This window comes from Pseudomonas sp. Marseille-QA0892 (assembly GCF_054950135.1).
In genome coordinates, this window is record NZ_CM143104.1 from 14,264 (window position 1) to 41,043 (window position 26,780).

Below are 26,780 nucleotides of genomic sequence, written 5' to 3' on the forward strand. Positions count from 1 at the left end.
AGAGGACGTCTTTTTTGGAGAGCGGGACATGCGAGTGAGCCAGACATGGAGTCTTTCATCAGCTCTTTGAACGAATCCCAAGACAGAAATTCTTCCGATAGTCAGCTGGCGATGTACCGAGCTGAGCGCCGAAGTGTTGTCTCAATGACACGGAAGATCTAAACCCTACTTCCCCGGCGATGCATTCAATGGAGACTTCAGTCGTTTCCAACAACGCCTGCGCTCTGGCAACACGTTCAGCACTTACCCATTTGGATACGGTTGTGCCGGTGGATTCCTTGAATCGGCGAGTAAAGGTGCGCCTGCTCATTTTCGCCATGCTTGCCAGGACGTCGAGCGACAGATCGTCAGCCAGATTCATGCGTGCCCATGCCAGCACGTCAGAGAAATGGGTCTCGCTGGATAACTGCGGCACCGGATGCTCCACGTACTGGGCCTGGCCTCCCTGCCTGTGCGGTGGCGTCACCAGCATCTTTGCAGCACGATTCGCCACCTCGGCACCGAGGTGCTGGCGTACCAGGTGCAGGCAACAATCGATTGCCGCTACGGTTCCCGCCGACGTCACGATGTTGCCGGCACTGACATAGAGATCTTCCGGCCTATACCGAACTTTAGGGAAACGTCGAGCAAACTCGCATCGGGCGGCCCAGTGCGTGGTGGCTTCCTTGCCATCGAGCAGTCCCGCATCTGCCAGCACAAACGCGCCTAAACATAGCCCTACTAACAGCTTGCCTTGGGCGTCAGCGCGCTGGAGGGCTTTTATGAGCGGCGCAGATGCCACGACCGACTGGTCGCCCCAGGCTGGGATGATGATCACGTCGGATGTTTCCATCAGTTCCAGACCGGCGTTTACCGACAGCCCAATGCCCTGATCACAGCTCACCGTTCCGGGCCTTTCTGCACAGTAATTGATCTCATAGCGAGGCTCGCCGGGTGCGGCTTGAGCTGTTCCCAGCACAACGCCCGGTACGGAAAGGTGGAAAAGACTTACGCCGTCGAAAGCGAGAACCGCAACGCGTATGGGCTGCATTGGGAGCCTTGGAGTCATCTGGTCTTGGGGTTGATGGTGCCGCGCTCGGGGTGAGGCGTGGCCCGATTATATCGGAATATGTCATTTAGGCCACTGTCAGACTCTGAGCGGTTCAGCAAGAATTACTTCTCGATGTATAGCAACAGGATGATTTTTGTTATGAAATTCAAAGCGCTTTCTCTGACCCTTGGTATTGCATATGCCGCCCTCGCTACACCGGCGTTTGCCGGCGCGAATGTCACCGACGCTCCCGAAGCAGTGCACAAAGTGGATCTACAGCAGATTCGTAATGCAACGGTGAAGATCTCGTACGGCGGTACGACCTTCCTGATTGATCCCATGCTGGCGAAAAAGGCTGCCTACCCAGGGTTTGAAAACACCTTCCGAAGCAACCTTCGCAATCCTTTGGTTGATCTGACCGAATCACCAGAAAAGATCATCTCCGGTGTCGACGCAGTAATCGTCACTCACACACATCTGGATCACTGGGACGAGGCTGCGCAAAAAGCCCTGCCGAAGGACATTCCGTTGTTCGCCCAACATGAAGAAGATGCGCAGCTGATTCGTTCCCAAGGGTTCAAGAATGTACGCGTGCTGACTGACGAAGCGGAGTTCGGCGGCGTCAAGCTCACCAAGACTGGTGGCCAACATGGCACTGACGAAATGTATGCCGTGCCAGCGCTCGCTGAACCGTTAGGCGAAGCGATGGGCGTCGTTTTTCAAGCCCCAGGCTACAAGACCCTTTACCTCGCAGGTGACACGATCTGGCGTAAAGAAGTCGATGAGGCGATCGACACGTTCCGCCCGAAAGTAATCGTGCTCAATGCAGGTAAGGCGAAAATGACCGGGTTCGAAGGCGCGATCATCATGGGCGAGGAAGACGTTCTGCGTGCTTCCAAGGCTGCGAAAGACGCAAGAATCGTCGCCGTGCACATGGACGCAGTCAACCACATGTCCCTGACCCGCGAAGAACTGCGTATCTATGTCAAAAAGCAGGGCATCGAGAGCCGTGTGGATGTTCCTGAAGATGGCGCTTCATTGGCGTTTTGACTCATTGGGCGTAGCTCGTCGCAGAGGCTATTGGAATCAACCCGTCCTGCAGAGCTCTGGCCATTCATGACCCTCTCTACGCGCACGCCCTTGCAGACGACGAGCGGCCCGCTCGACAACGTAACGTCGGTACCTGATTGGAGATGGTTTTGAGACGAGGACTTGTAGTAGTCGATCTACAAAACGAATACCTGCCGACAGGCAAATTACCTTTGAGCCGCATTGAAGACGCTGTAGCGAATGCTAGCTGTGTGATAAGTCATGCGCGTGATGCCGGCATTCCCATTTTTCACATACGGCACGAATCCGAAAATGCCGATGCCCCAATATTCGTCAAAGGATCCAGCGGCGCGCAGATTCAGCAGGCAGTAGCCCCTGAAAGCCACGAGCTTGTGATTACCAAGAAACACATCAACGCCTTCAGGGAAACCGATCTCAAGCAGCACCTTGATACCTTCAATATCGATGAGATCGTGGTGATAGGTGCGATGAGCCACATGTGCATCGACGCTGTGGTTCGTGCTGCGATGGACATGGGTTATCCGGTCACTGTGCTGCATGATGCCTGCGCCACGTTAGACCTGACGTTTCGAGCAAGAAAAGGGGACAGATTTATTTTCCGCCGCCGAGCCTTAAGCTATAGGCGCCGCCACGCATAAGTGGCCATCCCAAACCCTGAGTGATGGCCACCAATCGCCGCCGCTGGCCTAGATATCCAACGACACTGACAGATTCACGCCATGTTGAGCTTCATCATCGGCATGTCGGTAGCTGTAGCTGCCGCGCAGTGATAGACCGTTGCCGAGGCGATGGCTGACACCTAGGTGGCCGCGTAGGCTGCGATCGTCCGGGCGATGGCCGGGCAACTCGAAATCGATTGTCGGCAGGCTGTTCAGCGACATGCGCAGCTCGGTGGGGTCATCCTCGTATTCGCGTTCTACTGCCAGCTCCCCGAACACACGGGTCTGTCGGCTTAGGTCGTACAGCCCTTGCAGGCCGGCACCCAGCCGCTTGGACTTGCGCGTCTGGTCGTCGAAGGTCAGTGCTGTGGAGCGCAGGCCTTTCTCGCTGTAGCCGTCCACATCGATATGCACGTAGTCGGCACTGATAAAGGGGCTCAGGTGCCACTGGCTGCCCGGCTGGGCGATGTCGTAACCGAAACGACCGCTGACCGCCCAGAGCGTACCGTCGGTATCGCCTTTCTCCGAATTGGTAGCAGGACCTGCGGCGAACTTGCGTTTCAGGTTGTCATAGTCGAGATGACCGGCGCTGGCCGACAAGTCGCCCCACCAGTGATCGTGCTGGTACTGAGCGAAGGCAGTGCCGATGTAACTGCGCAGGTTGTAGTCGGAGTCCGCCGCGCCGGCCTCGAGATTCTGTTCATGCAGCCCGGCCGCCACACCGACGCGCCAGGCGTCGCTCACGCGATAGCTGCCGCCGAGATTTAAGCTGTAACCATTGCCATCGGCATCGCCGCCGAAACGATCATATTCCAGCCGTTGGCCTCCGCCATTGACGAAGGTGTGCCATTGGCCGACCGCCTGCCAGGCGCCCCAGTCTGCCAGCCATTGGGCGCGAAGCTGATCCTGATGCCCCCGCAGCGTACCCAGGGCCATTTCCGGCAGCAGCGTGACTTCCCCTGGCGCCGCCAGCAGGGAGTAGGCGTAGTCGGCAATCAGGCGCTGGCCGGCAATTGTCGGGTGGACACCATCGTTGAACAGCAGCCGGGTGGGGTCCGGTGTGGTGCCATTCAGTCCATAGATTGGGTTCGGGTTGCTGCAACTGTTAAAGCAGGTGCCGATGACCGTGGCGCGATCGGCGACGAGGCCGTAGCGGCCAGGGTCACTGACGATTTCAGAAAGGTAGACCGGGATGTTCAACGGAATCACATTGGCATCCAGCGTCGACAGCTGACTCACTAGCTCGTTATTGAACGCTGTGCCCAACGCACTGACCTGGCCCTGCAGAGGCGTGCCGAAAAAGGTCGGCGTCAGCCCGAGGTCCGGCAGTACCCACACCATGATGTTGCGGGCGCCCGCCTGTTGCAGCGCCTCGGCGCTATCGACCAGGCGGCCCGCTGCCGCCTGAGCGGTGGGCCCGTTCACTACCCGTAGCTGCAGGAAGTCGTTACCGCCCCCCGTCAGGTAGTACAAGGCATTGGGATCGGCTCGGCCACCTGTGGACTGCAAATAACCGCCGGGCCCGGTGATTGCGTTGAGGATCTGATCGGTTCGATAACCACCAACGGCCCAGTTGTTGCCGCCGTCCACCGTGTTGGCAGGCCCCAGGCCGGGGCCTGCTAGCCCAAGCGCATTGCCCAGCAGCATGGGTGATACCGGGCCGAAAACTTCACCGCTGCCATTTTGGTAGGTCGGGCCGGTGCGATTGGTGAAGCGAGTGGTCGCGCCTGCCGGACCGTTGGCATCCGGGAGCCATCCGGCATCGCTGAGGCTGTCACCAAACACGTAGAGCGCGCTGTACGGCGCAGCATGAAGAGAAGTGGCGCTGGCCAGCAGACAGGTAGCCGCCAGCGGTGTGAGTACGCGTTTCATGGCGAGTCCTTTTATTTTTGAAGTGAACCGCTCGATAACTGTAGCCAGTGTTCGATTGAAAGCGCAGCTTGATGGAAACAGGAGACAGATTTATTTATCGGGGGGCAGTGCGCGGTACTGGCTGAAAGTTGCCCGTACGAAACAGACTCAGGCAGTCAGAGCACATCAGCAAAACGTCAGTGCGATCACCGCGTGTGCCACTGACTACCTTCATCGGTAACCCAACCTCATACGAATCCAATCCACCGGCCAGCGACGAGAATAGACAACCAAACAACGGCTGACGCGGCGGCCAAGGCGCGAACGCGCACCGCTGGGCGGCCGCTGCGCAGGGCAGTCACAAAGGACTCACCGTGATGCTGCAGTGCGACTATGCAGGCAGCCAGTACCAAGAGTGCTGCCTTGTAGCGAAAGGCTGGGTTTTCGGCGTATTCGACCGGCCTCACCGAGAACAGCCAGACCCCCGTGATTACCGCGAGCGTGGCCCCTGTTGCCGCTGCGCGTATGAGAAAGGGGCCAAGGACCGGCAGGTCTCGCCCGCGTGTTGAGCGCAACAGGCACAGATCAAGCGGCAGGATCGCGCCAAGGAGTAGCCCTATGCCAAGGATGTGCGCCGCGTTGACGATGAGATAGGCGATCCAGTGTTCCTGCAGGAAGACGGCGCCGGGCCAGCCGGCGATTGATTGCAGAAAGGCCGTCATCGCCGTGTCGTCACTCCTTGATGCGCTCCGGATACATGTCGTACTGCTTGCCCCCGACCGTGATGCGCACGGCTTTCATATGGGCTTTGTTCGGCTCTTTGGTGCGGTTGCCAAGCACGGTGACGTCATCGCCCATCTTGGCGGTATCGCCGGTGAAGCCGGAACGTTGCGTCTGGTTTGGGTTGCCCAGGTCGACTTGCCACTCGCGGCCATCTTCGGCCTTCACGCGAAGGGCGGGATGAGGTGGCGCCATGGAAATCTCGCTGATCGTGCCCTGCAGCTCCGACTGCTCTTCTTCCGCCCACGACCAGCCGTGGTGCGCAAAGGTTTGCGTTGCAAACAGCACCATCGCAGCGACACAAAGCAGCGAGGCCATGCGATGTACGGACGGGCGCGCCGTGACGGCGCGGGTGGCGTGGCTTTCGCTTAATACCCACATGGTCATGCTCCCAGGTTCCGAATGGATGAGTGTCCGACTCATCGAACCCTAGCGCTCGGTCATGAAAGTACAAGCGCCACCGGTGCCAACGGTGCTGAATGCGATGGGGGGCAGGCTTGGGGGGCCGGAGGCTGCCTGGCGTGGATTACAAAACCCTAGCAGGAGTGCCCTACGGTGGACATCGCCATGTCGATTGCTGCTCCTGCGCTTTAAGCGTCAGTAGAGGGGTTGGCCTGATCAGTCGCTAGCACGACCCGGCCAAATCGGGCTTTCTTATCAAGCGGCGCGATCGCCAACAACTGGTCCAGGCGAATCTCCTGGCGTACGTCCCCCGTATCGACTTCAAGAAATTCTTCTCGGGTGGAAGCGGTTCGCGTGGTTATCGCGCGGGCCGTCAACTGCTGGCCGTCAGTGAGTTCGATGTTCAGCGTGTAGCCATACAGACAGGCGATCTCCAGGTAGTCGTGCAGGTCGCAGTGCAACGGTATATAGGCCGCCATTTCACACCTCCCAGCTTGCAGTTTGAGAATGAAAAAGCCGTCTTCGGCAATGGCTTCGACTAGATCCACTGCGGACGTTCAGCAGGTTTCAGCATGGTCGGGCGCCATGCCGGCTGTATCCAGCTCACAAATATCTGTATATCCATACAGATAAAACTTGCCTGAGCCTCGGTCGCTGCGCATGCTGTGCGCGTAGTGGCAGACCAGTGACTATCGATGCGGCTGTTTCTTTGCGAAAAACCCTCCCAGGCCAAGGATATTGCGCAGGTGCTTGGCGCAACACGTCGTGGTGATGGCTGCTGGCTAGGTGGCGGGGTTACCGTGACTTGGTGCATCGGACATCTACTGGAAACCGCGCCGCCCGACAGCTATGACGCCCGCTACAAGCGCTGGGTGCTTGCCGATCTGCCCATCGTGCCCGAGCGCTGGAAGATGCAGGTCAAACCCAAGACGGCCAGCCAGTACAAGGCGGTCAAGCGCTTGCTGGGCGAAGCGAGCGCGCTGGTGATCGCCACTGACGCCGACCGTGAAGGCGAGATGATCGCCCGTGAGCTGGTCGAGCATTGCCGTTATCGAGGGCCCATTCAGCGCCTGTGGTTGTCGGCGTTGGATGATGCTTCCATCCGCAAGGCGCTGGCCGGGCTGCGCGCCGGGGCGGACACCTTCAATCTCTATCAGTCGGCGCTGGGCCGTTCTCGGGCCGACTGGCTGATCGGCATGAACATGAGCCGGCTGTTCACCTTGCTTGGGCGTCAGTCCGGTTATCAGGGTGTGCTGCCGGTGGGCCGCGTGCAGACACCCACGCTGCGGCTGGTCGTCGACCGCGACCGCAGCATCGCCAACTTTGTCCCGCAGCCGTTCTGGGCCATCGATGTGCAGTTGCAGGGCGAGGGCGCGCCATTCACGGCCCAATGGCGCGCGGCGGAGGATCGCTGCGATGACCAGGGCCGCTGCATCGATCCCGAGCTGGCCAAGCAGGCGGCCGAGCGCATGCGCAATGCCCGCGAAGCGCGCCTGCACGCGCTCAAGACCGAGCGCATGCGCGAAGCGGCGCCGCTGCCATTCGATTTGGGGACCCTTCAGGAGATCTGCTCGAAAAAGCTCGGGCTCGGCGCTCAGGAAACCCTGGACATTGCCCAGGGCCTGTACGAAACCCACAAGCTCATCACTTATCCGCGCAGTGATTGCGGCTACCTGCCGTTGAGCCAACACAGCGAGGCGCCGGGCATCCTGGCTGCATTGATGCAAGCTGATTCGGGGCTGGCCAGCCTCAAGCCGCACCTCGATGCCAAACGCAAGTCGCGGGCCTGGAACGATGCCAAGGTCAGCGCGCACCACGGCATCATTCCCACAGCCGCCGCGCGTGGGCTAGAACGCCTGACAGGTAAGCCGCGGGCGGTCTATGCCCTGATCCGCGCGCGGTATCTGGCGCAGTTTCTCCCCGCTCATGAATACGATCGCACCCAGGCCGACTTCGACTGCGCGGGGGAAGCGTTACGCGCAGTGGGCAAGCAGATCGTCGAGCCCGGCTGGAAGCGCGCCTTGCCCGAAGCGCTGGCGCCACGTGGTCGACCTGACGCGCCGTCACCGGCGCAAACCCTGCCGGCCTTGCACAAGGGGCAGCTGTATCCAGTGGCTGAGGTCACGCTCAAGGATCTTTGGACTCAGCCGCCCAAGCCGTTTACTGAAGGCGATCTGATCAAGGCGATGAAGAACGTCGCCAAGCTGGTCGACGACCCCAAGCTAAAGCAGAAGCTCAAGGACACCACCGGCATTGGCACCGAAGCGACCCGCGCGGGCATCATCCAGGGGCTGCTCGACCGCGGTTACCTGGCCCGACAGGGCAAGGCGCTTGCCGCCACGCCAGCGGCGTTCAGCCTGATCGATGCCGTGCCGCGCGCCATTGCCGACCCCGGCACCACGGCGATTTGGGAACAGGCGCTGGACATGGTCCAGAGCGGCGAGATGAGCCTGGACGAGTTCGTCACCAAGCAATCCGCGTGGATGAGCAAACAGGTGGAGCGTTGCAAGGGCGTGCGTCTGACGATCAGCGGCCCGGCCACGCCAGCCGGGCGCGGCGCATCCTGGAAGAAGAAGCGTAAGGGCGGCGCTCGCAAGGCCGCCCCACGTGCGCGGCGTGCGGCAAAGCCAGCCAGCACGACATAGGGAAAAAGCGGCAAAGAGCGCGGATCGATTTAGGAGTAGGCTAGCTGCTTCTAGCCGAAAGCAGGTTACGCGGTCAGTTAAACGCTTTCAGTTCAATGCAATTTGGCCCATCTGGCGTGGATAAGTCAGACAGGCTGGGTCTGCTGTGTGCCGGCGCTGGCGCTAAATCCTGTAGGCCTGTTGCTCGGCCCCTCGACGTTATAGAGTGCCGCGCCTGAACCAAGTCGTATGAGGACAATACCCATGAACTACACCCTGCACATGTTCGACGCCGACGGCGAATCCAAGACGCACGTACTCGCCAGCGAGACGCTCGAGCAGGCGAAGGAAGAGATCACCATCCTGCTCAGCGACGAGAAATTCGATTGGGTCGAGAGCTTCGGCATCACCGATTCGGAAGGGGATTCGGTCGTCCTGTAAGCGCGTCACTCGGCTGCGTTAGCTGGGTCTGCCGTCGCTGCGACTCGCGCCCTCAGCTGAGCAGCACACGGCTGATCGATCGAAACTGCCGTCCCGTGATGGGTGTCAACTGCATCGTTGTCTGCCCCCACCCACACAGGATGCTTACCATGCACAACCCCGTCAGTCATGCCAAAGGCGAACTTTCCCGAGGCATTGTCTGGCTCGCCCGGTCAGGCTACGCCGCCCGCGGTGTGGTGTATCTGATCATCGGGATCTTCGCGCTGCTGGCCGCCTGGGGCAGTGGGGAAACGGTTGGCACCAAGGGCGCTATCGCCCAAATACTGGGGCAGCCTTTCGGCGAAACGCTGCTATGGATGATGGTGGTAGGGCTTGTTGCCTACGTCGCGTGGCGTCTGACCCAGGCCATCACCGACCCGGAGGGCCACGGCACCGATGCCAAAGGGCTCGCCGCGCGTACGGGGCTTATCGGTGGCGCTATCAGCTACAGCCTGCTGACCCTCTTCACATTGGGCCTTTTGGGAAGCTCACTCGGGGAATCCGCCAATGGAGGCGGTGGCAACGGCGATTTCCTCTCAGGGCTATTGGGCTGGAAGTACTCGAACTATCTGGTCTATCTGGTGGCATTGGTGCCGCTGGGCGTCGGCATCGTGCACATCATCAAGGGGTGGAAGGCCAAATTCGAAAAGTACTTCGAAGCCTCGGACGACGTCATGCGCTGGGTGACGCCTGTCTCGAAGGTTGGGCTGATCGCTCGCGGCGTCTCCTTCCTGGTTGTGGCCGGCATGCTTTTCAATGGCGGTACGCGCTACGAGCCCACCGAACCGCCAGGCCTTGAAGATGCACTGAACGCCCTGCAATCGCTGCCCTTTGGCACGTTCTGGTTAGGAATGATCGGCGCTGGGCTGATCGCGTTCGCGCTTTACAGCTTTTCCGAAGCGGTCTGGCGGCGTATCGACACCGCTGCAGTCTTTGACTAATCCCTCATTGCCCTGGGCGACCGTTCTTGAAATGGGCACATGTGCATAGCGCAGCCCTGCAATTGGGCTCAGCGATGAAGGTTGGAGACTTCGAAATGGCTTGTACCCCTAAGACGGGCTAGTTCTGGCTTGCCCGGGTGGCCACTACCTCCGCAGGTACGCTGCACAGGCACTGCATGCTGCATTTGCGTTAGCGAATGCAGCATGCAGTGCTGATATGCGCGCTTGCCCGCGGCCGACAGGCCTGGGCGCGTACATGCAGTTAAAATGGCTCGACAGCGCTTAGCCGCCTCTGAATACATGAGCGTGGCCCAGAACACGCAACCTACTTCGGCGAATGACACGATGATAAGCCTCAATCCGCGCGCTCTTGCATGCTTGAGTGAAGTGGTGCACTTCGGATCACTGCGACGGGCTGCTCAACATATGAACGTTGATCCATCGTCGGTAAGCCGTCAGATTTCTGCTTTGGAAGAGGAGATAGGCCACCGTCTGCTGGAGCGATCCAGTTCCGGCGCACGCCCGACTGCGGCAGGAAAACTGCTCATCGAACACTACAAGCAGCAGCTCTCAAGCCAGGCGGCCACGCTATCGCGGCTTGGTGCGTTAAGTGACCTCAGTGAGGGGGAGGTGCGCATTGCCGTCGGGGAGGGATTCATCGCGGATCTCATCGCGCAGCCGTTGCAGGAATTCCTACGCGCCCACCCAGGTATTGAGCTTGAAGTCCGCATGGCGGGAGCAAACGAAGCCGTAGGGCTTATCAAGGACGATAGCGTTGACTTCGCCTTCATCTACTCACCGCCTGAGGACTATCAGCTACTGGTGCATGCCGATACAGCTCAGCCGATGGAGCTGATCACGCCGCCTGACCACCCCCTCCTGGAATCAGACGCCCCCGTGCAGCTTGCCGAACTGGAGGGATACCCGTTCGCCATGATCCGCAATAGCACGGGGATGGGGCAGCTCATGAGGATCGCGGCGCGTTTGGAGCGGATCGAATTGAAGCCGCGCCTAAGAACCAATTCCGTAGCGGTATTGATCAATTTCGTGAAGAGCGGCATCGGCGTCACGTTCATGCCAAAGTTGACCGTGATGCGTGACATTGAACAGGGCCACATCTGCGCCAGGCCTGCAGCCGCATCGGCGCTAAGTGGTGCAAGGGCGCGGATAGTCAGCCATCGCAATCGCGAACTGAGCCTTGCAAGCATGAAGTGCCTCACGTACCTCAGAAGGGCCACGCGCTTTTTCAATGGCGATGCGCCTTTGGTGTTGCGCTGTACGCATCACTCCGCTGATTGAATAGTCAACAGCGCACCCTCTAGATTAGCCCTATCCCGTAAACATCCCGCCCGAAGGATGTTCCGGTCCGCTTTATATTCGACCTGCCATAACTACAAGGGAAAACCAAATGCATTCGAATTTGCTGAAAGGCTGGGCTCGCCGTGCGGGCTCCGTGCTGGGTATTGCTGGCTTGCTTGTCGCCGCTGCTACCGCACAAGCGGCCACGACCATCAATCTGAGCTACAACGGGACGACTGACGCGGAAAAAAATCCGGTTCATTTGTTTGCTGAAAACCTTAAGCGACTGGCTGAAGAAAAGAGCGGCGGTAACCTCGAGCTGAAGCTCTATCCAAACAGCATGCTTGGTGAAGAGGAGCAGCGGATGGAACAGGTGATGACATCGCCTGGCTTGAACATCGCGTCCTTCGGCGGCATCTCTCCAGTGTTCGAGGAAATCTACGTCAGCGCAATTCCGTTCATGTTCAAGGACGCGGCTGCGGCTCACGACTTCTTTGACAACGGCACCTACTGGCAAGACGCGAAGAAGGAATTCGCGAAGCGAACCGACACCGAGCTGCTGGCAGTGGTTGAAGAAGGCGGATTCCTGAACTTCACCAATAGCAAGAAGCCGATCAAGTCGCCTGAAGATTTCAAAGGCTTGCGCTTTCGAGCAATGGATCCCAGCCAGGTCGCGCTTTACGAGTCTTTCGGCGCTTCTGGCACACCGATTCCCTGGACCGAGCTCTATATGGGATTGCGTACAGGTGTAGCTGACGGCCAGATGAACCCGACCTCTTACATCATTATGGGAAGCCTATACCAAGTACAGAAGTACCTGACTCTGGCCAATATCCAGTACTCCGATCAATTCCTCGTAGCGAATGGGCAAATGCTTGCCGGTCTCAGCGAAAGCGATCGAAAAGCATTGGTAGATGCGGCCGTTGAAGCCTCCGAGTTGAATAGGCAGGCCATCGCAAAAAGTCAGGAAAAGGAGCTTGAGTTCCTGGCCAAGTCGGGAATGGAAATTATCACGCCTAGCGAAGAGGACCTTAAGGCGTTTCGCGACGCGGCACAGCCTTCATACATTGAATGGCTGAAGAAGCAAAACGTGGATCAGCAGTGGATTGATAAAGCGCTCAGCGATGTTGGGTTAGAGCATCACTGACTGACTTGCCCGCCGCGACGCAACGTCGTGGCGGGTTATGACTATCTGTCCATGGAGACCACGTCGTGGGGCCACTTCCCTTTGTTTATCGTTTGCGCGGATGGCTGATCCACGTCGCCGCAGCATTGCTGTTTCTCAACCTGATCGTATTGATTGGAAGTGTGGCAGCCCGCTATCTAATTGGCGCTTCGCCCATCTGGAGTGACGAACTTGCACGTTACTCCGTGATTGGTTGCGTGATGATGGCAGCCGGGGCGGTCTGGGTCGAAGGGGGGCACATGCAAGTGAGCCTTCTCGATCATCGTATGCCGGGGCCCATTGTGAAATGGCTGCGTGCGTACAAATGGCTGCTGGCCCTCGCAGTCTTTTCATTCGCTACCTGGGCAAGCTATCGCTACGCAATCGGGGCCGGGCGCTTTCGCTCGATGGGCCTGGGCGTAAGCCGCACCTGGCCGCTGATGGCATTACCGATTGGCTTTGGGCTACTGGTGCTTCAGATGCTCCTACAGGGGCCCTGGCCCAAGCAGGAACATCTCGACCGGTTAAATGAAAGGGCGCACTCATGACCTACGCGATGTTTGCGGTTTTCGCTATCAACCTATTGCTAGGCGTTCCGCTCTTTCTATGCATGATTCTGGCGGCGGCCGTAGGATTTCTTTTCGTAGATCCAGGCCTGTTTGTCAGCACCCTCCCTCAGCGCTTTTTTGGTGGGATGGATATCTTTTCGCTCATGGCGATTCCCCTGTTCATTCTGTCTGGCAACTTGATGAACAACTCCGGGATGACGCCTCGTCTTATCCTGCTAGCCAACCGCCTGGTTGGGCATTTTCGCGGTGGGCTTGGGCATGTGAATGTCGTCGCTGGCGTATTTTTCGCGGGAGTGAACGGCTCTGCAGCGGCAGACGCGTCGGCGCTGAGTACGCTCCTTGTGCCTGCAATGGAGAAGGAAGGGTATAGCCGAAAATTCGCTGCTGGCTTAACAGCAGGTAGCTCATTGATCGGCCCAATCATTCCTCCAAGCATCTTCATGATTCTTTATTCCTCGCTGACGAACACGTCAGTGGGCGATCTCTTCTTGGCCGGCGTGCTTCCAGGCTTCGTGCTCGCTGCGGCATTTCTTCTGATGAATGCCGTTCACGCGCATCGACACAACCTTCCTGCGAGCGGGAAGCGCGCTACGCTTGGCGAATTGGGCGCAGCGGTAGCGGGGGCTTCTACGGCGCTCGTTGCTCCGGTGATTATCGTTTGCGGAATCGTTTTCGGGCTCGTATCGCCAACTGAATCGGGTGCGCTACTTGCGCTGTATGTCATCGCAGCAGGGCTCATTCAGCGGCGGCTAACGTTGTCGGCAATGTGGGCATCGGTGACTGAAACAGCGCGTCTTACGGCGTCCATTTACGTCATCATCGCGGCGGCTTCAGTCCTTAACTGGCTACTGTCGTACACGCAGATAGCCGCACAATTCGCAGAGCTGCTCCAGCCCTTTGCACATGATCCAACCCTGCTGCTCTTCGTCATCAGCGCGGTCATTTTCATCTGCGGAATGTTCATGGAAGAAGTGTCCGTGCTGATGCTTTTGACGCCGATGATCACACCCGTTGCGATGATGGCTGGCGTCGATCCTGTCCATTTGGGCCTGATCTTCACACTGAACGTCACCATCGCCATGATCACGCCGCCTATGGGCGCTTGTTTGTTCATCGTTGCAAGCATTAGCAAATTGGACATTGTTGAAATGTTCAAAGGCATTCTTCCATTCATTCTGATCGCGATAGCGGTGCTTGCGCTTCTTATCGTTTACCCCCCTATAACACTCTGGCTGCCATCGGTATTTCACGGAACATGATTGACCTCGACAAATCAATCGGGCGTCAAACTGACCCCGATTGGAGCGCGTGCGCGCGCCTTCCAATCTATGAAAGCAATGAACCCTTAGTTGCGTTGGGATTGAGCCGGCGCTTGATGGTTTACCCGATTTACCACCGCCTTGGCGTTCCTGATGCGTTGCCGGATTGCTTCGTCCGCGCTGGCGTGCACGATCGACTTCTAAAAGCAGCCGATTTGCTCCCGTCCGGGGTGTATCTCACGGTGCTGGATGGTTGGCGGCCTTTAAGCGTCCAGACCCAGCTTTACCAAAGCCTGTCCCAGGCAATCACGTCGGCTAACCCCGACTGTTCAGCTGAAGAAGTCGCAGATCTGATTCGGTCCTTTGTCTCGGTCCCCAGTATCAGCAAGGAGTCGCCCAGTCCACATCTGACCGGAGGTGCGGTTGACGTCACGTTGACTGACAAGGACGGCATGTGGCTCGACATGGGTAGCGAGTTCGATGCCGCGTGTGACCAGTCCTACACCGGCTATTACGAGCAAATCGCCCACCCGACCGATCAGGAGTCGTTGATACGCTCTCATCGCAGGATGCTGTACAACGCGATGACTCGCGCTGGCTTCAGCAATCTCAATTCTGAGTGGTGGCACTACGATTTTGGCGATCAGCTATGGGCGCTGAGCACCGGACACGATCACGCGCTCTATGGTCATACCGAAGTGCAGAGCATCAGGCAGCGCTGGGAGCGCCAGCTAAGGGGTTGATCGAAGAAAAACCCTCGTGATGGTGCGGGCGGTGCGCAGCCTGGCTTAGCGATCCTGCAGGGCCCGACGCAACCCTGCATTGCCCAGCGCCACGGCCATGCAATCCTCGGCCAGGCCCAGGCCCGCATTGAGCCAGGCGTTGGTGCCGTATCGCTTGCGCAGATCAATCGCGACCTTGGATGCAACACAGGCGGCGGTCGCCCCGATCAGTGCCGGTAGCAATATGGGTTGTCGCCGCGCACCTGCCAATGCCGCCGCGCTGACGCCGCCCGATACGGCACGAACCAGCATCGAGGGTGCAATGGTGCGGTCCGGGGCGAAGGGCATCTTGTCGCCCAATAACTCACCGGCAGCCAGCGGCAACAGGTACTGCTGCGCTCGATGCGACGCGAGGGTGCGTGCGGGCTCGTCAGCCTCATCGATGTCTGCACGCTCGGCCAGCGCCCGGCTGACCAGGGTCGGCGCCAGCATGCTGCGCATGCCTGTCACCACGCCAATCGCCAAGGCGCCCCATAAGAGATTGCTGGCTGTCGTCATCGTCCCGTCTCCCGGTGGTTGTTCCAATAGGGACCGGATGTACGGGGCGACTGTTCAGCCTGGTGGCATCGTAGGTCGCACGCTCTGTCGCTGCGTTACGTGATTGACCCGTTTCGGCAGCATGGTCCACCAGGCTGGAGCCGTTGAGCGCCCCCGACCGAGAACGGCTCGCTGCGCCTGGAAGTCTGACCTGTATCCCGTCATTGAAAAGGTACAGCGCAATGGACAAGACGATTACTGTGGATCAACTGGCTACGACCGATCTGGACGCGATCAACGAGATCTGGGTTGGCCAGACCCATACCGAATTGTGCCTATGGCGTGGCGAGCAGGTGTTCACTCACGAGATGCTTAGTGAGGGGACCCACGATCAGAATGTCCGGCGCCTGTGCGTGCAACTCATCGACCCTGACGACCAGGCGGCGGTGGCCAATGTTGAGGTAATCGTCCGCGAGCGGTTGGAAGCGCTGGAAAGGGAGGGTGAATTTTATCCGGCTGAGAACGTGGATACTCACCAGTAATTGACCTACTGCTCTGCTATGGGAACGCGTATCGGCTGGCCATATTGAGGGGTTCGCGGACGCGCAAAATACGGCTCTACGGAGCGTATTTAGGGCGGTAGCGGATCGCTTGACGCCAAAACGAAGAGAGCTAAAGCCTGCAATGCGAGCGCCGAACCTGACCAGGACTGCGTACAATTCCAGACAAATCACTCTGGGCCATGAACGTGGCCGCATCGAACAGGAACGCGCCCCATGGCCTCTTCGGACAAACAGCGAAAACGTGCCCAGCGGGCCAAGGACAAAGCCAAGCAAAATCGTTCGGGTAAAGCCAAGCCGAAGGTCGCGCACCCACTCCTGGCCAATCCGCTGGTCAACGAGCCGTTCGACGATGTCGAGATCGACCTGAGCACGTTCGACTTCAAGGATATCGAGGAAAACGGTTTCGACCCAGCGGACTACGACGACTTGTTCCAGGCAATGAAGGCCGCCGAAGGCATAAGCCTGCTCGCGATGTGCCTGGTGTTTCTGCAATACCCGGTGCTGGAGCTGGTGATCGCGGAGGAGGGCGAAGAGCCTGCCATCGACTTCATGATGGGCCTGCTGATCGTCTATCGCGGCATGTTCCATGATGAAGACGAGGCGGCCGCCGTTGACTGGATCGGTAGCGAGACCTTCCAGGCGGCCTATAACGAGGCATCGGCGATCCTGCAGCGAAAGTACGCACGCGGCGGGTCGAAGCCTGGCGCTGAGCGGGACGTAGAGTGATTCGACCTGGCTAGCCTATCGGGGCAAAGATTCGGACGCTTCACCGCCTATCTCATGGCGCTTGAAGGCCATCGGAGTTCGAAGTCGCCCACAGACAATACACACTCCTTTTTCACGTCAGAGCCTCGCAGCAATACTGCTGCGCCGCAAGGCATTAGTCTCTGATCCTTGATTCTCGGGTAACCATTCGGTTTTCACCAATTGGTTACCCCGCCATAATGCCCGCGTTACCGCCCAATCCGCCTGCTGCCACTGCGCTGCGGCACCAATGTGCAAGGAACGCTCATGAGCTTTTTCCGGAAGCTGTTAGGACTTTTACCCAAAGCATCCACCAACGCAGCAACGCCAGGCTCGCTGCCGACGCAAGCATCTGGCAGCGATAATGTGTGCGATGCCGCCAATCAGGCCGCGCGGGAGGCCACTGCCGCATGCCTGGATCGCCACTGGCAGTCGGTTGGCACCCTCGAACGGGATGTGCTGGCCTACCTCATAAGTCCGAGTTTCTCCGGCGGTCCGCAGTGGCCTTCCACCCGCCAGGCCTATCGTGTCGTGCGTCGTGGTGATGCAATAGCACTCGCAACCGAAGGCCTATCGGACCCTTTCGATGATGAAGAAGGGGAGGGCAATGGCTTCGAGATGGAGCTGTTCTTGGAGACGGCAAACATCCCGGTGCATGCCCGCGGAAAGCCGGGCGAGGTGGACCCGCTTAAATCCAGCTGGGCTTTTGAGCTGATCGAACATGTGGCTGGAACCGTGGCCAACGCTGGCGGCATCGTTCAGCAGATTGAGCAGTATGGAGTTCTGTCGCTGGAGCTGCCCGGCGTAAGCCAGTCACGCCATATAGGTGAGCAGATCCCCGCAACGTTCGTCAGTGAGGACGATGCCGTGGGTGTGCTGCTCGGCGGCCCGGCGCCTGACTTCGCCACGCGTCTAGATGACATGCCATTGTCCCCGGTCACGTTGATTCCCGTGGTACTGATCACCGCCGCGGAACTTGACTATGTGCGTGCGGGCGGGCGCGGCGCCCGTGAGGATCTGGTGCAGCGGTTGCAGGTGGCCGATGTCGGGCACCGCAGCGACCTGCTGCGCGCCAGCGTGGTGTGACCGGTCGCGCGACTGCGCTGCTCCTGACTGATTGACCTGAGTGCAGGAGCGTAGTGCTCGAGTACCGAACCCTGTTATCTGCAGGGCGGGCGGATTGGCGGTTGCAGCGCAAGCGCATAATAAAGCGAGGTCAGGAAGCGCAGGCGCTGCGTCGGCTTGCGCAGTTAGGGCTTCAATCACTCGTAGAGCTCAAGACCCCTGTACGGCTGCCGTCTGAGCGCCTCCAGGCGACTTTCAAGATCGCCGGCATGAAGCTCAAGCTTGTGCCCGTCAGGGTCCAGGAAGTAGAGAGATGCGCCCTCGCTTATGTTCTCTTTCCAAATCGTGGCGCCACGCGATTTTATGAAGTCGGCGCAATCGGTAAATGTGGTTGCCGATACCGAAAAGGCAATGTGCGTGTACTCGGCATGCGGGCCGTCACGGGTCTCTGCGTCCAGCGACAGGCAAAGCCAGTGATCGCCTGCGACCAGATAGGCACCGTGCGTCCATTTCGCGACGGGCTTTAGTCCTACGATTTCGGTGTAAAACGAGAATGACCGCTCAAGGTCACTGACTGATAGCGTGATGTGGTTTATCCCGGTAACCATACCTTTGTCATCCTGCTCTTCCGGCGCGGCTGGAAGATGCTCATTGCGCTGCTTACGTGGGTTTACTAAAACGGTGCGCGATGAACGCGCGCTAGGCGGCATTCATCTTCACTCACCCTCGTTCAAGAAGCGTGACAGCGATCGCGACAACGCGTCGAATACCAGTGCGATGCGCCGAACCCGCCTCAAGTCGTTGTGCATCGCTATCCATATGTCCACACGGAAATCGACTCGCTCCGGCAGCACCCGTACCAATCCATAGCGCTGTGCCAGCTGACTTGCACACAAGCCGATACCCAGCCCAGCCCTGAGCGCCGCCAACTGGGCCAGATGGTGATCTGTACGAATAGCCGCCTGAACGGGGGAGCACGGGAAACCCTGTTGCTCCATAAACGCGGCGTCTACCAGATTGCGATCGGGGCCGATGAGGGGATATTCACTGAGCGAACCCAGATTGTCGGGATGGCCATATTGGGCAAGCAATTCCGGCGTCGCATACAGCCCAATGTGCAAGTCCCCGACGTGCCTGGCGACGACTGCGCTTTCCGTAGGGCGGCGGATGCGCACCGCCACGTCTGCTTCCTGCAAGGCCAGGTCTTCCAGGCGGTTGGACACGCTTAGCTCGAGCGCTAGGCTCGGTTGAGCCATGCGAATGTCACGCAGCATGGTGGGCAGTACTTCCACGCCAAGCAATTCGCTGCTCGTCACCCGTACCGTTCCACGAAGCACGCTAGCCTCCGCCGAAGCGGCGCGGGTAAACGCTTCGGCTGCCAAGGCCATGGACTCGACGTGGCCTATCAGCTCCCTTGCCGTATCAGTGGGCATCAAGCCTGACGGGGAACGAACAAACAGATTGATCCCTACACTTTGCTCCAATGCATCGATACGCCGGCGCGCGGTTGCCTGGGCGATGCCGAGGGCGCGCGCTGCAGCCGACAAGCTACCCGTTCGCAGGACGGCCAGGAAAACGCGTTGGGTTTCCCACTGAAGGTTTGGGGCGTTCATACATTTCCTATGAGCAGCTGTGCAACTTTGAACAATTTTAATCAGCTTGCGGCTCACGCATGCTTATTCCGAACACGCCAAATCTGTCCATCGCGCATGGCGCCAAAACGGAGATCTATTCATGAAGTTAGCCGGTAGCTGTCGATGCGGTGCCGTTACTTATCAGGCGATGGCGGACACGACCATGCCTGTCTATGCGTGCCATTGCCTGGACTGCCAAGCCTGGAGCGGCAGCAGCTTCGCGTTGCACGCGCTACTGCCCAGCGACGCGTTTACCCTTGCAGGCCCAGTAACCGAGTACAGCTACGAAGCGCAGGGTGTCGTCGTGCATCACTATCTCTGCGAGATCTGCCATACCCGAATCTATAACACCACGTCTGCAGCGCCGGGCATGTGGGTGTTGAGGGCCGGCACGCTTGAGGAACGCGCGAGCCTGGAGCCCGTCGCGCATATCTGGACCAAGCGCAAGCAGTCGTGGCTAAGCCTGCCGAGTGGTATCGCATCGTGGCCGGAAAGCCCCACGCCTGAAGCATTTGCCGCCGCATTGAGCCAAGTGGATTAAGGCAATCACCGCGCCGCTGGGGGACAAAGGGGACAGCTATGGATGCGGCACAGGCGTCGGCATGCTGGGCATGGACGCTATCGGAATCACCGCGCCGCGATGCTGAATCACAGTGCCTGCCAGTCGATGTCCCCAGCGTGCGGCGTCCTCAGGCGCTGCGCCTTGTAGGCGGCCGGCGAGGTAGGCGGCGCTGAATGAGTCCCCGGCGGCGGTGGTGTCCACGATATGGTCGACTTGCTCCGCCACAACCTCGGCACGGCCTTCGGGTGTGTTCAGCAGGCAGCTTTGCGCACCTCGCTTGAGGATAATTTCCCGAACGCCCATTGCTTCGTAATGGCTGAACAGCTGGTCAGGCGTTTTGAAGCCGAACACGGCAACATCGTCTTCCCAGGTGACGAGCGCCACGTCGGTCAACGCCAGCAATGCCTCGTACTGCGTGCGGGCGTGGGCGGCGTCCGGCCAGAGTCGCGCCCGGTAGTTGTTGTCGAAGATGACCCGTGTACCGCGATCGTGGGCTTGCCGTAGCGCGGCCAGCAGGCGCTGTCGGCCCTCGCCTGTGAGAATCGCCAGGCTGATCCCGCTGAGGTAAAGCACTTGGTAACCGGAGAGAGCGGCCAGCAGCTCGTCTGCTGCGGGGCCATCGAAGCAGAAGCGCGCAGCCGCCTCGCCGCGCCAATAGAGAAACGTCCGCTCGCCCTGGGCGTCCGTCTGTATGAGGTAGAGCCCGGGCAGTCGATCCGACAGGACCCTTACCTGGCCGTCGCCGACGCCTTCCTCCCGCCAGCGTGCCCGCATTGCCTGGCTCAACGGGTCTTCGCCTACGGCGGTAATGTAGTCGACGGTGATGCTGCCCGGGTCGGACACCCGGCGAAGGTAGATCGCCGTATTGAGCGTGTCTCCGCCAAACGTCTGCCGCATACCGCCGTCTGGCTGCTGCTGAAGCTCGACCATGCATTCGCCGATCAGGCCGACAGAAACCGGTGCATTCAGGTTGGAAAGGCGTGTCATGTGGGCTCCAGGATAGCGGTGCGGCGGTGGAAGTGATGCTCATGCGGTAGGGCAGCCTTCGATGGCCGCCCCGACCGGGAGGCTTTTAGAAGCGCGTCGGCAAGGTGTCCAAGACGTTCAGCTCATCATCCACCAGCAGTACCTGGCGCCACTTGTCAAAGGTGAGGCAGGGGTGCGACGTACCGAAGGACAGGATGTCGCCAACCGTGATCTCTTCCCCGGCCGGCACCGAAAGAAACAGGTGCTGATCCATGATGTGCTTCGCGCTCCAACCCCTGATATCGCGAGGTGCCTGCCCTTCGCGATACAGCCGTTGAGGCATCGGCAGGTCGGGATCACAGCCAATGTCCCGCTTGCCCAGTGCGACGATGGCCAGGCCCGACTCAGGTAGCGATTGCACGTGGGCGAAGACCTCCAGCGCAGGCAGCAACTCACCCTGCAGATCGGGATGCCGCTCTTTCACCTCTTCCATTGCGCCGGCGTAGAGCTTGTGGTCATGCACGACGTAACAGCCGGGGCGCAGCAGCGGTATGTAGTCGTCACGCAGGTCCGCCCGGTCGAAGGCCTCGGCGATCAAATCAAACCACTTCGAACCCGACGCGGTGACCACAGGTTTATCGGTTTTGAACGCCTTCGTACGCTTCAGGCGTATCACGGTATCGACCAGTCGATCACCGTATGCGCGCACGTCCGCGACGGGTGTTTGGCCTCCGATGATGCCCTCGTAGCCTTCGATGCCCGACAGAACCAGCGCCGGAGATTGCTCGAGTGCTGCCAGGAGCGCGTCGAGCGCGTGCTCGTTGCGGACACCACAGCGGCCGCCTTCCACGCCCAATTCGATCATGACGTGCAGGCGCAGCTCGCGGGCGGCGAAGAACGTATTGAGAGCCTGGACGTTGTCGACGCTATCCACGACGCAATGAAATTCCGCGCCCTTGGCGATCAGGTCCGCCACGAGTGCCATGTTGGCGGTGCCGACCAGCTGGTTGGCCATCAGCAGGCGCGTTACGCCGTGTTCGAACGCTGCGGCGCATTGAACGGCAGTCGCCAGCGTGATGCCCCAGGCACCGGCCTCGAGCTGGCGGTGGAAGAGGCCGGGCGTCATGGTGGTCTTGCCGTGGGGTGCAAGCCGGGCGCCGTGACGCTCCGCAAAAGCCTGCATCCAGGCGATGTTGTGTTGCAGCGGGCGCTCGTAGACCACCGCCGCAGGCAGGCAGACGTCCTGCAGCAACGCCTGCCCCGAGCCTACGATGGCAGCCTTTTCCACGCCGCCTTGCGGCGCTGACGACAGATCAGCGGGTTTCATACCTGAGTCCTTCATTGTGATTTTTTGCCTCAGAGACCGATGGTTCACGACCCCTTCGGTGTTGCGTTTGATTGAATCACGGAAAATAACTATCACAAATATTTTATTTGCGTTAGAAATTATCACGACCGAGGCGACGCTCTTCCGGCGTTGCCTTTTCGGTGCTGCCTGTTCGGTGGATGCGGAGTTTTGAAGTGAATTTGGAAATAGACATCCTGTCGCGGATCACGGAGCGGTATCCGACTTTGCGCGAAGCTGAGCGCAAGGTCGCCGCGATGGTGATCGACGATATCGACTTCGTGACGGGGGCCAACATCTCGGCGATCGCTGCACGCGCAGGTGTCAGTGACGCGAGTGTCACGCGTTTTGCCAAGTCGATCGGTTGCCAGGACGTACGCGAGCTGAAATTGCGTCTGGCCCAATCGTTGGCGGTAGGGCGTCGGTTTATCCAAGAGGCGACCGAAGAGGACGGTATCGGTGCCGTCTACGAGATTGCCAAGCAGACGCTCGACCTGAACCGCGAGCTCATCGCCAATGCCGATATCGACGGTGCGCTCGACCTGCTCGACGACGCTCGGCAGATCATCATATTTGGCGCGGGCGGCGGCTCGGTTGTGCTTGCCCAGGAGATGCAGTTTCGGCTTGTGCGCCTGGGCTACGCCGTGAGCGCTTATCCACAGGCGTTGATGCCTCGGATGGTCGCGTCAACGCTCGACCCACGTGATGTAGTGGTCGCGCTGTCCGTCACCGGTTTCACCCCGGAAATCGTCGATGCCGCTCGCATCGCCCGCAGCTACGACGCGCGGGTACTGGCGCTCACCGCATCGGATTCGCCCCTTGCGCAGCAAGCCAATGTGGTGCTCCCCGTTGCGGCACGCGAGACGGATTTCATCTATCACCCGTCCTCGTCGCGCTACGCCATGTTGGCCGCTATCGACGTGCTCGCCATGAGCCTGGCGCTACGGCACCGGCAGCGCTCGCGAGACAAGTTGCGTCGCCTGAAACTCACGCTCGACGCCCACCGTGGCGGCGATAACCGCCAGCCGCTGGGGGACTGAACCATGTCACGGCACGCTAGCTTGCTGATTCGCAACGTACAGCTCATTGACGGGACCGGTGCCGCGCCGTATCAGGGCGATCTGGCCGTCACGGGTGAGCGTATCGTCGCCATGGGCGATCTGAGCGACTGGTCCGCGGACACCTGCATTGAAGGGGAAGGGCGCTGCCTCGCGCCCGGCTTCATCGACGTGCATACCCATGACGACATGAACGTCATCCGTACACCCGAGATGCTGCCCAAGCTGACCCAGGGGGTGACCACGGTTGTGGTCGGCAACTGTGGGATCAGCGCCTCCCCGGTTCGCCTGCGGGGGGAAACCGTTCCTGATCCGATGAATCTGCTGGGCCGAATTGAAGACTTCCACTACCCCACATTCGGCGACTATGCCAAGGCCGTGGCCGAGGCGAACCCGAGCGTCAATGTCGCCGCCCTGATTGGCCATACGGCGTTGCGGGCGAACGTCATGGATCGCTTCGATCGGCCGGCCAATCCGGACGAAATCCACGCCATGCGCACTGCCTTGAGAGCAGCGTTGGCCGAGGGTGCCGTTGGCATGAGTTCCGGGCTTGCCTACATCAATGCCCGGCACGCCCCGGAAGCGGAAATGCACGCGCTGGTGGAAGAGGTCGGCGCAGCAGGTGGCCTCTATACGACGCACCTTCGTGACGAGTTCGCGGGGCTTCTGGATGCGATGGACGAGGCCGTGGCGACCGCTCGCCATGGCCAGGCGCCGCTGGTGATCTCGCACCTGAAGTGCGCAGGAGTCCGCAATTGGGGCCGAGCGCCGTTGGCGTTGGAGAAGCTCGAGCAGGCCGCGCAGCACCACACTTGCCACTGCGACTGTTATCCCTACACGGCAGGCTCGTCGACTCTGGATCTCGGGCAGGTAACCGATGAGATCGACATATTCATCACCTGGTCAGACCCGCATCCCGAGATGGCGCGCCAATCCCTGCAAGCAATTGCCGATGCATGGAGCGTCTCGCTGCTGGATGCCGCTCGGCGTCTGCAGCCCGCGGGGGCTGTCTACCACAACATGGCCGAAGACGACATGCAGCGCATCCTCAAGCATCCGCTGAGCATGGTCGGCTCCGATGGCCTGCCGAACGATCCCCATCCCCACCCTCGGCTATGGGGCGCCTTTCCGCGTGTCATCGGTCACTTCTGCCGAGACCAGGGGCTGTTCACGCTCGCTGAAGCCATTCACAAGATGACTGGCCTCTCAGCCGCCAGCTTTGGGCTGGCCGACCGTGGCGAGTTGCGTGTGGGCGCGTACGCGGACCTCACGCTGTTCGACTTCGACACCGTGCAGGACGTTGCCACATTCGAGAAGCCCATTGCCGCCGCGCGCGGCATCGAACTGGTCGTCGTCAACGGCGCGCTGGCCTATCAGCACGGCCGCCTCCAAAACCGTGCCGGGCGGCTGCTCAGGCGCACCGCTGGATCAACTTCCACTCATTCTTAACTCAAGGAGCACGCATGAGCATCAAACGTTATGGCGCCGAAGGCGGAACCGGAACGGGCGGACAAAAGCTGCCATTCTCTCGCGCAGTCGAAGCCGGTGGCTGGCTTTACGTATCCGGGCAGACGCCCATGAAGGATGGTGAGGTCGTGGAAGGCGGCATCATCGAACAGTCACGGCTCGCCTTTCAGAACTGCCTCGACATCATGGCGGAGGCCGGGTACGGCGTCGAAGACGTGGTGCACGTGACCACTGTGCTGACCGATGCGCGCTATTTCAGCTCGTTCAACAAGGTCTTCAAGGAGGTCTTCGGTGACCATCCGCCCGCGCGCATCTGCAGCGTTCAGGACCTGGTCGTCGACTGCAAGGTCGAGGTCGACGTGAAGTGCTTCAAGGCATCGCGCGCCTGACTTTCGCCTGGCCGTTTCCAAGGGGGACAACCGTTTCATCACCGTAAGCCGGGCCGGCATCCAGTCAGCCGGCCCGCCTTACCGCTACCTCGTCAACAATCATTCCAATCAGAGGTCAGGTATGAACAGCAGTATCTTTCTCGGCAGTTTCTTCGTCTATCTCGTCGCCATGATCCTGCTGGGCTGGTGGGTGTCGCGTAACCATCGGTCCACCGGCGACGACTTTCTCCTCGGCGGGCGCAGTATTCCGCTCTTTCTCACCATCGGCACGACGGTGGCCACGATGGTCGGCACCGGGTCGAGCATGGGCGCGGTGGGCTTCGGCTACAACAACGGCTGGGGCGGCGCCCTCTACGGTATCGGCGGTGCGATCGGCATCCTCCTGCTCGCTGTACTGTTCGCGTCGGTCCGCAAGCTGCGGTTCATGACGATGAGCGAGGAGCTTGCGTATTACGTCGGCGGCAGCCGCGTCGTCCGCAATGTCGTCGCCGTACTGATCTACATCGCAAGCATCGGCTGGCTCGGGGCGCACATCCTGGGTGGCGGCATGTACCTGGCCTGGATCACCGACATCGACCTGAACACCGCCAAGCTCATCGTTGCCATCGGCTTCGGCCTGTATTGCATCATCGGCGGCTATCTTGCCGTCGTCTGGACCGACACCATCCAGGCGATCCTGCTGTTTCTCGGCTTCATCGCCATGGCGGTGTTCGCGATCATTGAGATCGGCGGCTTCGAGCATCTGACCGACCACATGGATGCTGCCGCAACCGAGGCCTTCGGAGTCGGGACGCTAGGGTTGATTCCTGCCATTTCCCTTGCCGTGGTGGTCGGCGTCGGGGTTCTCGCCACACCGTCCTTTCGCCAGCGGATCTACTCGGCGGACTCCGTAAGAAGCGTCCGGCGATCCTTCATTTTCACAGGGCTGCTGTATCTTGGCTTTTCCGTCATCCCCGCCATCATCGGCATGGCTGCCCACACCCTCGCGCCGGATCTGGAGAACAGCAACTATGCGTTCCCGTTCCTGGCGACACAGGTGCTGCCGCTTGGCTTGGGATTGCTGGTGATGATCGCTGGCCTGTCGGCCACGATGTCCAGCGCAAGCTCGGATGCGCTGGCGGGTGTCTCCATCATGATGCGCGACATCTACACGCTGGTGACCGGCCATCTGCCACCGCCCGCACTGATGGTGCGTTATTCCCGCTTCGCGCTGCTGTTCACCATCGGCCTGGCGCTCGCCTTCGCGCTGACCTCGGACAACATCATCAGCTATATCACCAAGATGATCGCGACCGTCATGTCCGGCATGTTCGTCTGCGCCATCCTCGGCAAGTTCTGGTCGCGCTATAACTGGCAGGGTGCAATCGCCACGCTGATTGCCGCATCGGCGACCTCGCTTTCCATCATTGCCAGCCCGAGCTGGACCGCGTTTTGGGGCAACCCGAGCATTCCAGCGGTGATTGCCGCATTGGTTGCAGGTGTTGTGGTGTCCTTGCTCACCCCGCGCAACGAAACCACGCCAGAGGATGCGCTGGCGCGGGTCACCCAGGAACGCGTGGAAATGGACGCACCGGTCAAGCTGACCTCTTGAACCGGGA

At 59.9% G+C, this 26,780-nt stretch carries 27 protein-coding genes and 1 pseudogene; 18 read left to right on the top strand and 10 right to left on the bottom strand.

Going from position 1 to position 26,780, the window contains the following annotated elements:
- Positions 1–58: 58 nt before the first annotated feature.
- A complete protein-coding gene (locus ACY8D3_RS00060; protein WP_462380894.1) occupies positions 59–1,030 on the bottom strand; it encodes a GlxA family transcriptional regulator in 972 nt (323 codons plus the stop codon).
- Positions 1,031–1,189: 159 nt separating this feature from the next.
- Between ACY8D3_RS00060 and ACY8D3_RS00065 the strand changes: the two genes are divergently transcribed.
- Positions 1,190–2,080 carry an MBL fold metallo-hydrolase gene (locus ACY8D3_RS00065; protein WP_462384492.1) on the top strand — a complete coding sequence of 297 codons (891 nt, stop codon included), beginning with the start codon at positions 1,190–1,192 and terminating at the stop codon, positions 2,078–2,080.
- 149 nt (positions 2,081–2,229) lie between these two features.
- Positions 2,230–2,670 (top strand): annotated as a pseudogene (locus ACY8D3_RS00070) (cysteine hydrolase family protein); the annotation flags it as partial.
- 117 nt (positions 2,671–2,787) lie between these two features.
- On the opposite strand, the gene estP reads toward ACY8D3_RS00070, so the two are convergent.
- The 4 genes from estP to ACY8D3_RS00090 form a co-directional block, all read right to left on the bottom strand.
- Positions 2,788–4,632 carry an esterase EstP gene (gene estP, locus ACY8D3_RS00075; protein WP_462380895.1) on the bottom strand — a complete coding sequence of 615 codons (1,845 nt, stop codon included), beginning with the start codon at positions 4,630–4,632 and terminating at the stop codon, positions 2,788–2,790.
- A 227-nt stretch (positions 4,633–4,859) separates the two neighbouring features.
- A complete protein-coding gene (locus ACY8D3_RS00080) occupies positions 4,860–5,333 on the bottom strand; it encodes a DUF2214 domain-containing protein (RefSeq protein ID WP_462380896.1) in 474 nt (157 codons plus the stop codon).
- Positions 5,334–5,343: 10 nt separating this feature from the next.
- On the bottom strand, positions 5,344–5,772 hold the full coding sequence (locus ACY8D3_RS00085; RefSeq protein WP_462380897.1) for a DUF6152 family protein: 429 nt from the start codon (positions 5,770–5,772) through the stop codon (positions 5,344–5,346).
- A gap of 209 nt (positions 5,773–5,981) precedes the next feature.
- Complete coding sequence (locus ACY8D3_RS00090; protein ID WP_462380898.1) at positions 5,982–6,272, bottom strand: Rho-binding antiterminator; 291 nt, start codon at positions 6,270–6,272, stop codon at positions 5,982–5,984.
- 216 nt (positions 6,273–6,488) lie between these two features.
- Here ACY8D3_RS00090 and ACY8D3_RS00095 point away from each other — a divergent pair, with 216 nt between their 5' ends.
- The 8 genes from ACY8D3_RS00095 to ACY8D3_RS00130 all read left to right on the top strand — a co-directional run bounded on the left by ACY8D3_RS00095 (position 6,489) and on the right by ACY8D3_RS00130 (position 14,873).
- A complete protein-coding gene (locus ACY8D3_RS00095) occupies positions 6,489–8,438 on the top strand; it encodes a DNA topoisomerase III (RefSeq protein WP_462380899.1) in 1,950 nt (649 codons plus the stop codon).
- A 243-nt stretch (positions 8,439–8,681) separates the two neighbouring features.
- Positions 8,682–8,858, top strand: a complete 177-nt coding sequence (locus ACY8D3_RS00100) for a hypothetical protein (protein WP_462380900.1) — start codon at positions 8,682–8,684, stop codon at positions 8,856–8,858.
- A gap of 149 nt (positions 8,859–9,007) precedes the next feature.
- Positions 9,008–9,838, top strand: coding sequence for a DUF1206 domain-containing protein (locus ACY8D3_RS00105; protein ID WP_462380901.1), 831 nt, complete (start codon positions 9,008–9,010; stop codon positions 9,836–9,838).
- Positions 9,839–10,183: 345 nt separating this feature from the next.
- Entirely contained in the window at positions 10,184–11,137 is a 954-nt protein-coding gene (locus ACY8D3_RS00110; protein WP_462384494.1) for a LysR family transcriptional regulator, read from the top strand.
- Positions 11,138–11,246: 109 nt separating this feature from the next.
- Complete coding sequence (locus ACY8D3_RS00115; RefSeq protein WP_462380902.1) at positions 11,247–12,284, top strand: TRAP transporter substrate-binding protein; 1,038 nt, start codon at positions 11,247–11,249, stop codon at positions 12,282–12,284.
- 65 nt (positions 12,285–12,349) lie between these two features.
- Positions 12,350–12,850 carry a TRAP transporter small permease gene (locus ACY8D3_RS00120; protein ID WP_462380903.1) on the top strand — a complete coding sequence of 167 codons (501 nt, stop codon included), beginning with the start codon at positions 12,350–12,352 and terminating at the stop codon, positions 12,848–12,850.
- On the top strand, positions 12,847–14,130 hold the full coding sequence (locus ACY8D3_RS00125) for a TRAP transporter large permease (RefSeq protein WP_462380905.1): 1,284 nt from the start codon (positions 12,847–12,849) through the stop codon (positions 14,128–14,130). Before ACY8D3_RS00120 ends, ACY8D3_RS00125 begins: the two co-directional genes overlap by 4 nt.
- Positions 14,131–14,246: 116 nt before the next feature.
- Positions 14,247–14,873, top strand: a complete 627-nt coding sequence (locus ACY8D3_RS00130) for a M15 family metallopeptidase (protein WP_462380907.1) — start codon at positions 14,247–14,249, stop codon at positions 14,871–14,873.
- A gap of 45 nt (positions 14,874–14,918) precedes the next feature.
- On the opposite strand, the gene ACY8D3_RS00135 is transcribed toward ACY8D3_RS00130, so the two are convergent.
- On the bottom strand, positions 14,919–15,410 hold the full coding sequence (locus ACY8D3_RS00135; protein WP_462380909.1) for a DUF4126 domain-containing protein: 492 nt from the start codon (positions 15,408–15,410) through the stop codon (positions 14,919–14,921).
- Between the two features lie 221 nt (positions 15,411–15,631).
- On the opposite strand from ACY8D3_RS00135, the gene ACY8D3_RS00140 reads away from it, so the two are divergent.
- The 3 genes from ACY8D3_RS00140 to ACY8D3_RS00150 all read left to right on the top strand — a co-directional run bounded on the left by ACY8D3_RS00140 (position 15,632) and on the right by ACY8D3_RS00150 (position 17,782).
- The gene (locus ACY8D3_RS00140; protein ID WP_462380911.1) at positions 15,632–15,931 is read left to right on the top strand and encodes a hypothetical protein; all 300 of its coding nucleotides are present in this window, start codon (positions 15,632–15,634) and stop codon (positions 15,929–15,931) included.
- 234 nt (positions 15,932–16,165) lie between these two features.
- Positions 16,166–16,678 carry a hypothetical protein gene (locus tag ACY8D3_RS00145; protein ID WP_462380913.1) on the top strand — a complete coding sequence of 171 codons (513 nt, stop codon included), beginning with the start codon at positions 16,166–16,168 and terminating at the stop codon, positions 16,676–16,678.
- 285 nt (positions 16,679–16,963) lie between these two features.
- Entirely contained in the window at positions 16,964–17,782 is an 819-nt protein-coding gene (locus tag ACY8D3_RS00150) for a suppressor of fused domain protein (RefSeq protein ID WP_462380915.1), read from the top strand.
- Between the two features lie 176 nt (positions 17,783–17,958).
- Here ACY8D3_RS00150 and ACY8D3_RS00155 read toward each other — a convergent pair whose 3' ends face one another.
- Positions 17,959–18,369, bottom strand: coding sequence for a fosfomycin resistance glutathione transferase (locus tag ACY8D3_RS00155; protein ID WP_462380917.1), 411 nt, complete (start codon positions 18,367–18,369; stop codon positions 17,959–17,961).
- Positions 18,370–18,477: 108 nt separating this feature from the next.
- Positions 18,478–19,374, bottom strand: a complete 897-nt coding sequence (locus ACY8D3_RS00160; RefSeq protein WP_462380919.1) for a LysR family transcriptional regulator — start codon at positions 19,372–19,374, stop codon at positions 18,478–18,480.
- 121 nt (positions 19,375–19,495) lie between these two features.
- On the opposite strand from ACY8D3_RS00160, the gene ACY8D3_RS00165 reads away from it, so the two are divergent.
- Entirely contained in the window at positions 19,496–19,936 is a 441-nt protein-coding gene (locus tag ACY8D3_RS00165) for a GFA family protein (RefSeq protein WP_462380921.1), read from the top strand.
- A gap of 36 nt (positions 19,937–19,972) precedes the next feature.
- On the opposite strand, the gene kdgK is transcribed toward ACY8D3_RS00165, so the two are convergent.
- Entirely contained in the window at positions 19,973–20,944 is a 972-nt protein-coding gene (gene kdgK / locus ACY8D3_RS00170) for a 2-dehydro-3-deoxygluconokinase (protein WP_462380923.1), read from the bottom strand.
- Between the two features lie 85 nt (positions 20,945–21,029).
- A complete protein-coding gene (locus ACY8D3_RS00175) occupies positions 21,030–22,250 on the bottom strand; it encodes an amino acid deaminase (protein ID WP_462380925.1) in 1,221 nt (406 codons plus the stop codon).
- A 194-nt stretch (positions 22,251–22,444) separates the two neighbouring features.
- Between ACY8D3_RS00175 and ACY8D3_RS00180 the strand changes: the two genes are divergently transcribed.
- The 4 genes from ACY8D3_RS00180 (at position 22,445) to ACY8D3_RS00195 (ending at position 26,773) form a co-directional block, all read left to right on the top strand.
- The gene (locus ACY8D3_RS00180; RefSeq protein ID WP_462380926.1) at positions 22,445–23,308 is read left to right on the top strand and encodes a MurR/RpiR family transcriptional regulator; all 864 of its coding nucleotides are present in this window, start codon (positions 22,445–22,447) and stop codon (positions 23,306–23,308) included.
- Positions 23,309–23,311: 3 nt separating this feature from the next.
- The gene (locus tag ACY8D3_RS00185; RefSeq protein WP_462380927.1) at positions 23,312–24,775 is read left to right on the top strand and encodes an N-acyl-D-amino-acid deacylase family protein; all 1,464 of its coding nucleotides are present in this window, start codon (positions 23,312–23,314) and stop codon (positions 24,773–24,775) included.
- A gap of 14 nt (positions 24,776–24,789) precedes the next feature.
- Entirely contained in the window at positions 24,790–25,182 is a 393-nt protein-coding gene (locus ACY8D3_RS00190) for a RidA family protein (protein WP_192981925.1), read from the top strand.
- Between the two features lie 169 nt (positions 25,183–25,351).
- Positions 25,352–26,773 (top strand): sodium:solute symporter family protein, encoded by a 1,422-nt coding sequence (locus ACY8D3_RS00195; protein WP_462380928.1) that lies wholly within the window; start codon positions 25,352–25,354, stop codon positions 26,771–26,773.
- Positions 26,774–26,780: the final 7 nt, after the last annotated feature.

Coding starts and splice junctions, on each gene's coding strand:
- ACY8D3_RS00125 (WP_462380905.1), top strand. CDS start 12,847: ATGACCTACGCGATGTTTGCGGTTTTCGCTATCAACCTATTGCTAGGC.
- ACY8D3_RS00100 (WP_462380900.1), top strand. CDS start 8,682: ATGAACTACACCCTGCACATGTTCGACGCCGACGGCGAATCCAAGACG.
- ACY8D3_RS00085 (WP_462380897.1), bottom strand. CDS start 5,772: ATGTGGGTATTAAGCGAAAGCCACGCCACCCGCGCCGTCACGGCGCGC.
- ACY8D3_RS00110 (WP_462384494.1), top strand. CDS start 10,184: ATGATAAGCCTCAATCCGCGCGCTCTTGCATGCTTGAGTGAAGTGGTG.
- ACY8D3_RS00095 (WP_462380899.1), top strand. CDS start 6,489: ATGCGGCTGTTTCTTTGCGAAAAACCCTCCCAGGCCAAGGATATTGCG.
- ACY8D3_RS00190 (WP_192981925.1), top strand. CDS start 24,790: ATGAGCATCAAACGTTATGGCGCCGAAGGCGGAACCGGAACGGGCGGA.
- estP (WP_462380895.1), bottom strand. CDS start 4,632: ATGAAACGCGTACTCACACCGCTGGCGGCTACCTGTCTGCTGGCCAGC.
- kdgK (WP_462380923.1), bottom strand. CDS start 20,944: ATGACACGCCTTTCCAACCTGAATGCACCGGTTTCTGTCGGCCTGATC.
- ACY8D3_RS00150 (WP_462380915.1), top strand. CDS start 16,964: ATGAGCTTTTTCCGGAAGCTGTTAGGACTTTTACCCAAAGCATCCACC.
- ACY8D3_RS00145 (WP_462380913.1), top strand. CDS start 16,166: ATGGCCTCTTCGGACAAACAGCGAAAACGTGCCCAGCGGGCCAAGGAC.
- ACY8D3_RS00175 (WP_462380925.1), bottom strand. CDS start 22,250: ATGAAACCCGCTGATCTGTCGTCAGCGCCGCAAGGCGGCGTGGAAAAG.
- ACY8D3_RS00160 (WP_462380919.1), bottom strand. CDS start 19,374: ATGAACGCCCCAAACCTTCAGTGGGAAACCCAACGCGTTTTCCTGGCC.
- ACY8D3_RS00185 (WP_462380927.1), top strand. CDS start 23,312: ATGTCACGGCACGCTAGCTTGCTGATTCGCAACGTACAGCTCATTGAC.
- ACY8D3_RS00195 (WP_462380928.1), top strand. CDS start 25,352: ATGATCCTGCTGGGCTGGTGGGTGTCGCGTAACCATCGGTCCACCGGC.
- ACY8D3_RS00140 (WP_462380911.1), top strand. CDS start 15,632: ATGGACAAGACGATTACTGTGGATCAACTGGCTACGACCGATCTGGAC.
- ACY8D3_RS00105 (WP_462380901.1), top strand. CDS start 9,008: ATGCACAACCCCGTCAGTCATGCCAAAGGCGAACTTTCCCGAGGCATT.
- ACY8D3_RS00090 (WP_462380898.1), bottom strand. CDS start 6,272: ATGGCGGCCTATATACCGTTGCACTGCGACCTGCACGACTACCTGGAG.
- ACY8D3_RS00130 (WP_462380907.1), top strand. CDS start 14,247: ATGGTTTACCCGATTTACCACCGCCTTGGCGTTCCTGATGCGTTGCCG.
- ACY8D3_RS00060 (WP_462380894.1), bottom strand. CDS start 1,030: ATGCAGCCCATACGCGTTGCGGTTCTCGCTTTCGACGGCGTAAGTCTT.
- ACY8D3_RS00155 (WP_462380917.1), bottom strand. CDS start 18,369: ATGGTTACCGGGATAAACCACATCACGCTATCAGTCAGTGACCTTGAG.
- ACY8D3_RS00115 (WP_462380902.1), top strand. CDS start 11,247: ATGCATTCGAATTTGCTGAAAGGCTGGGCTCGCCGTGCGGGCTCCGTG.
- ACY8D3_RS00135 (WP_462380909.1), bottom strand. CDS start 15,410: ATGACGACAGCCAGCAATCTCTTATGGGGCGCCTTGGCGATTGGCGTG.
- ACY8D3_RS00065 (WP_462384492.1), top strand. CDS start 1,190: ATGAAATTCAAAGCGCTTTCTCTGACCCTTGGTATTGCATATGCCGCC.
- ACY8D3_RS00080 (WP_462380896.1), bottom strand. CDS start 5,333: ATGACGGCCTTTCTGCAATCAATCGCCGGCTGGCCCGGCGCCGTCTTC.
- ACY8D3_RS00165 (WP_462380921.1), top strand. CDS start 19,496: ATGAAGTTAGCCGGTAGCTGTCGATGCGGTGCCGTTACTTATCAGGCG.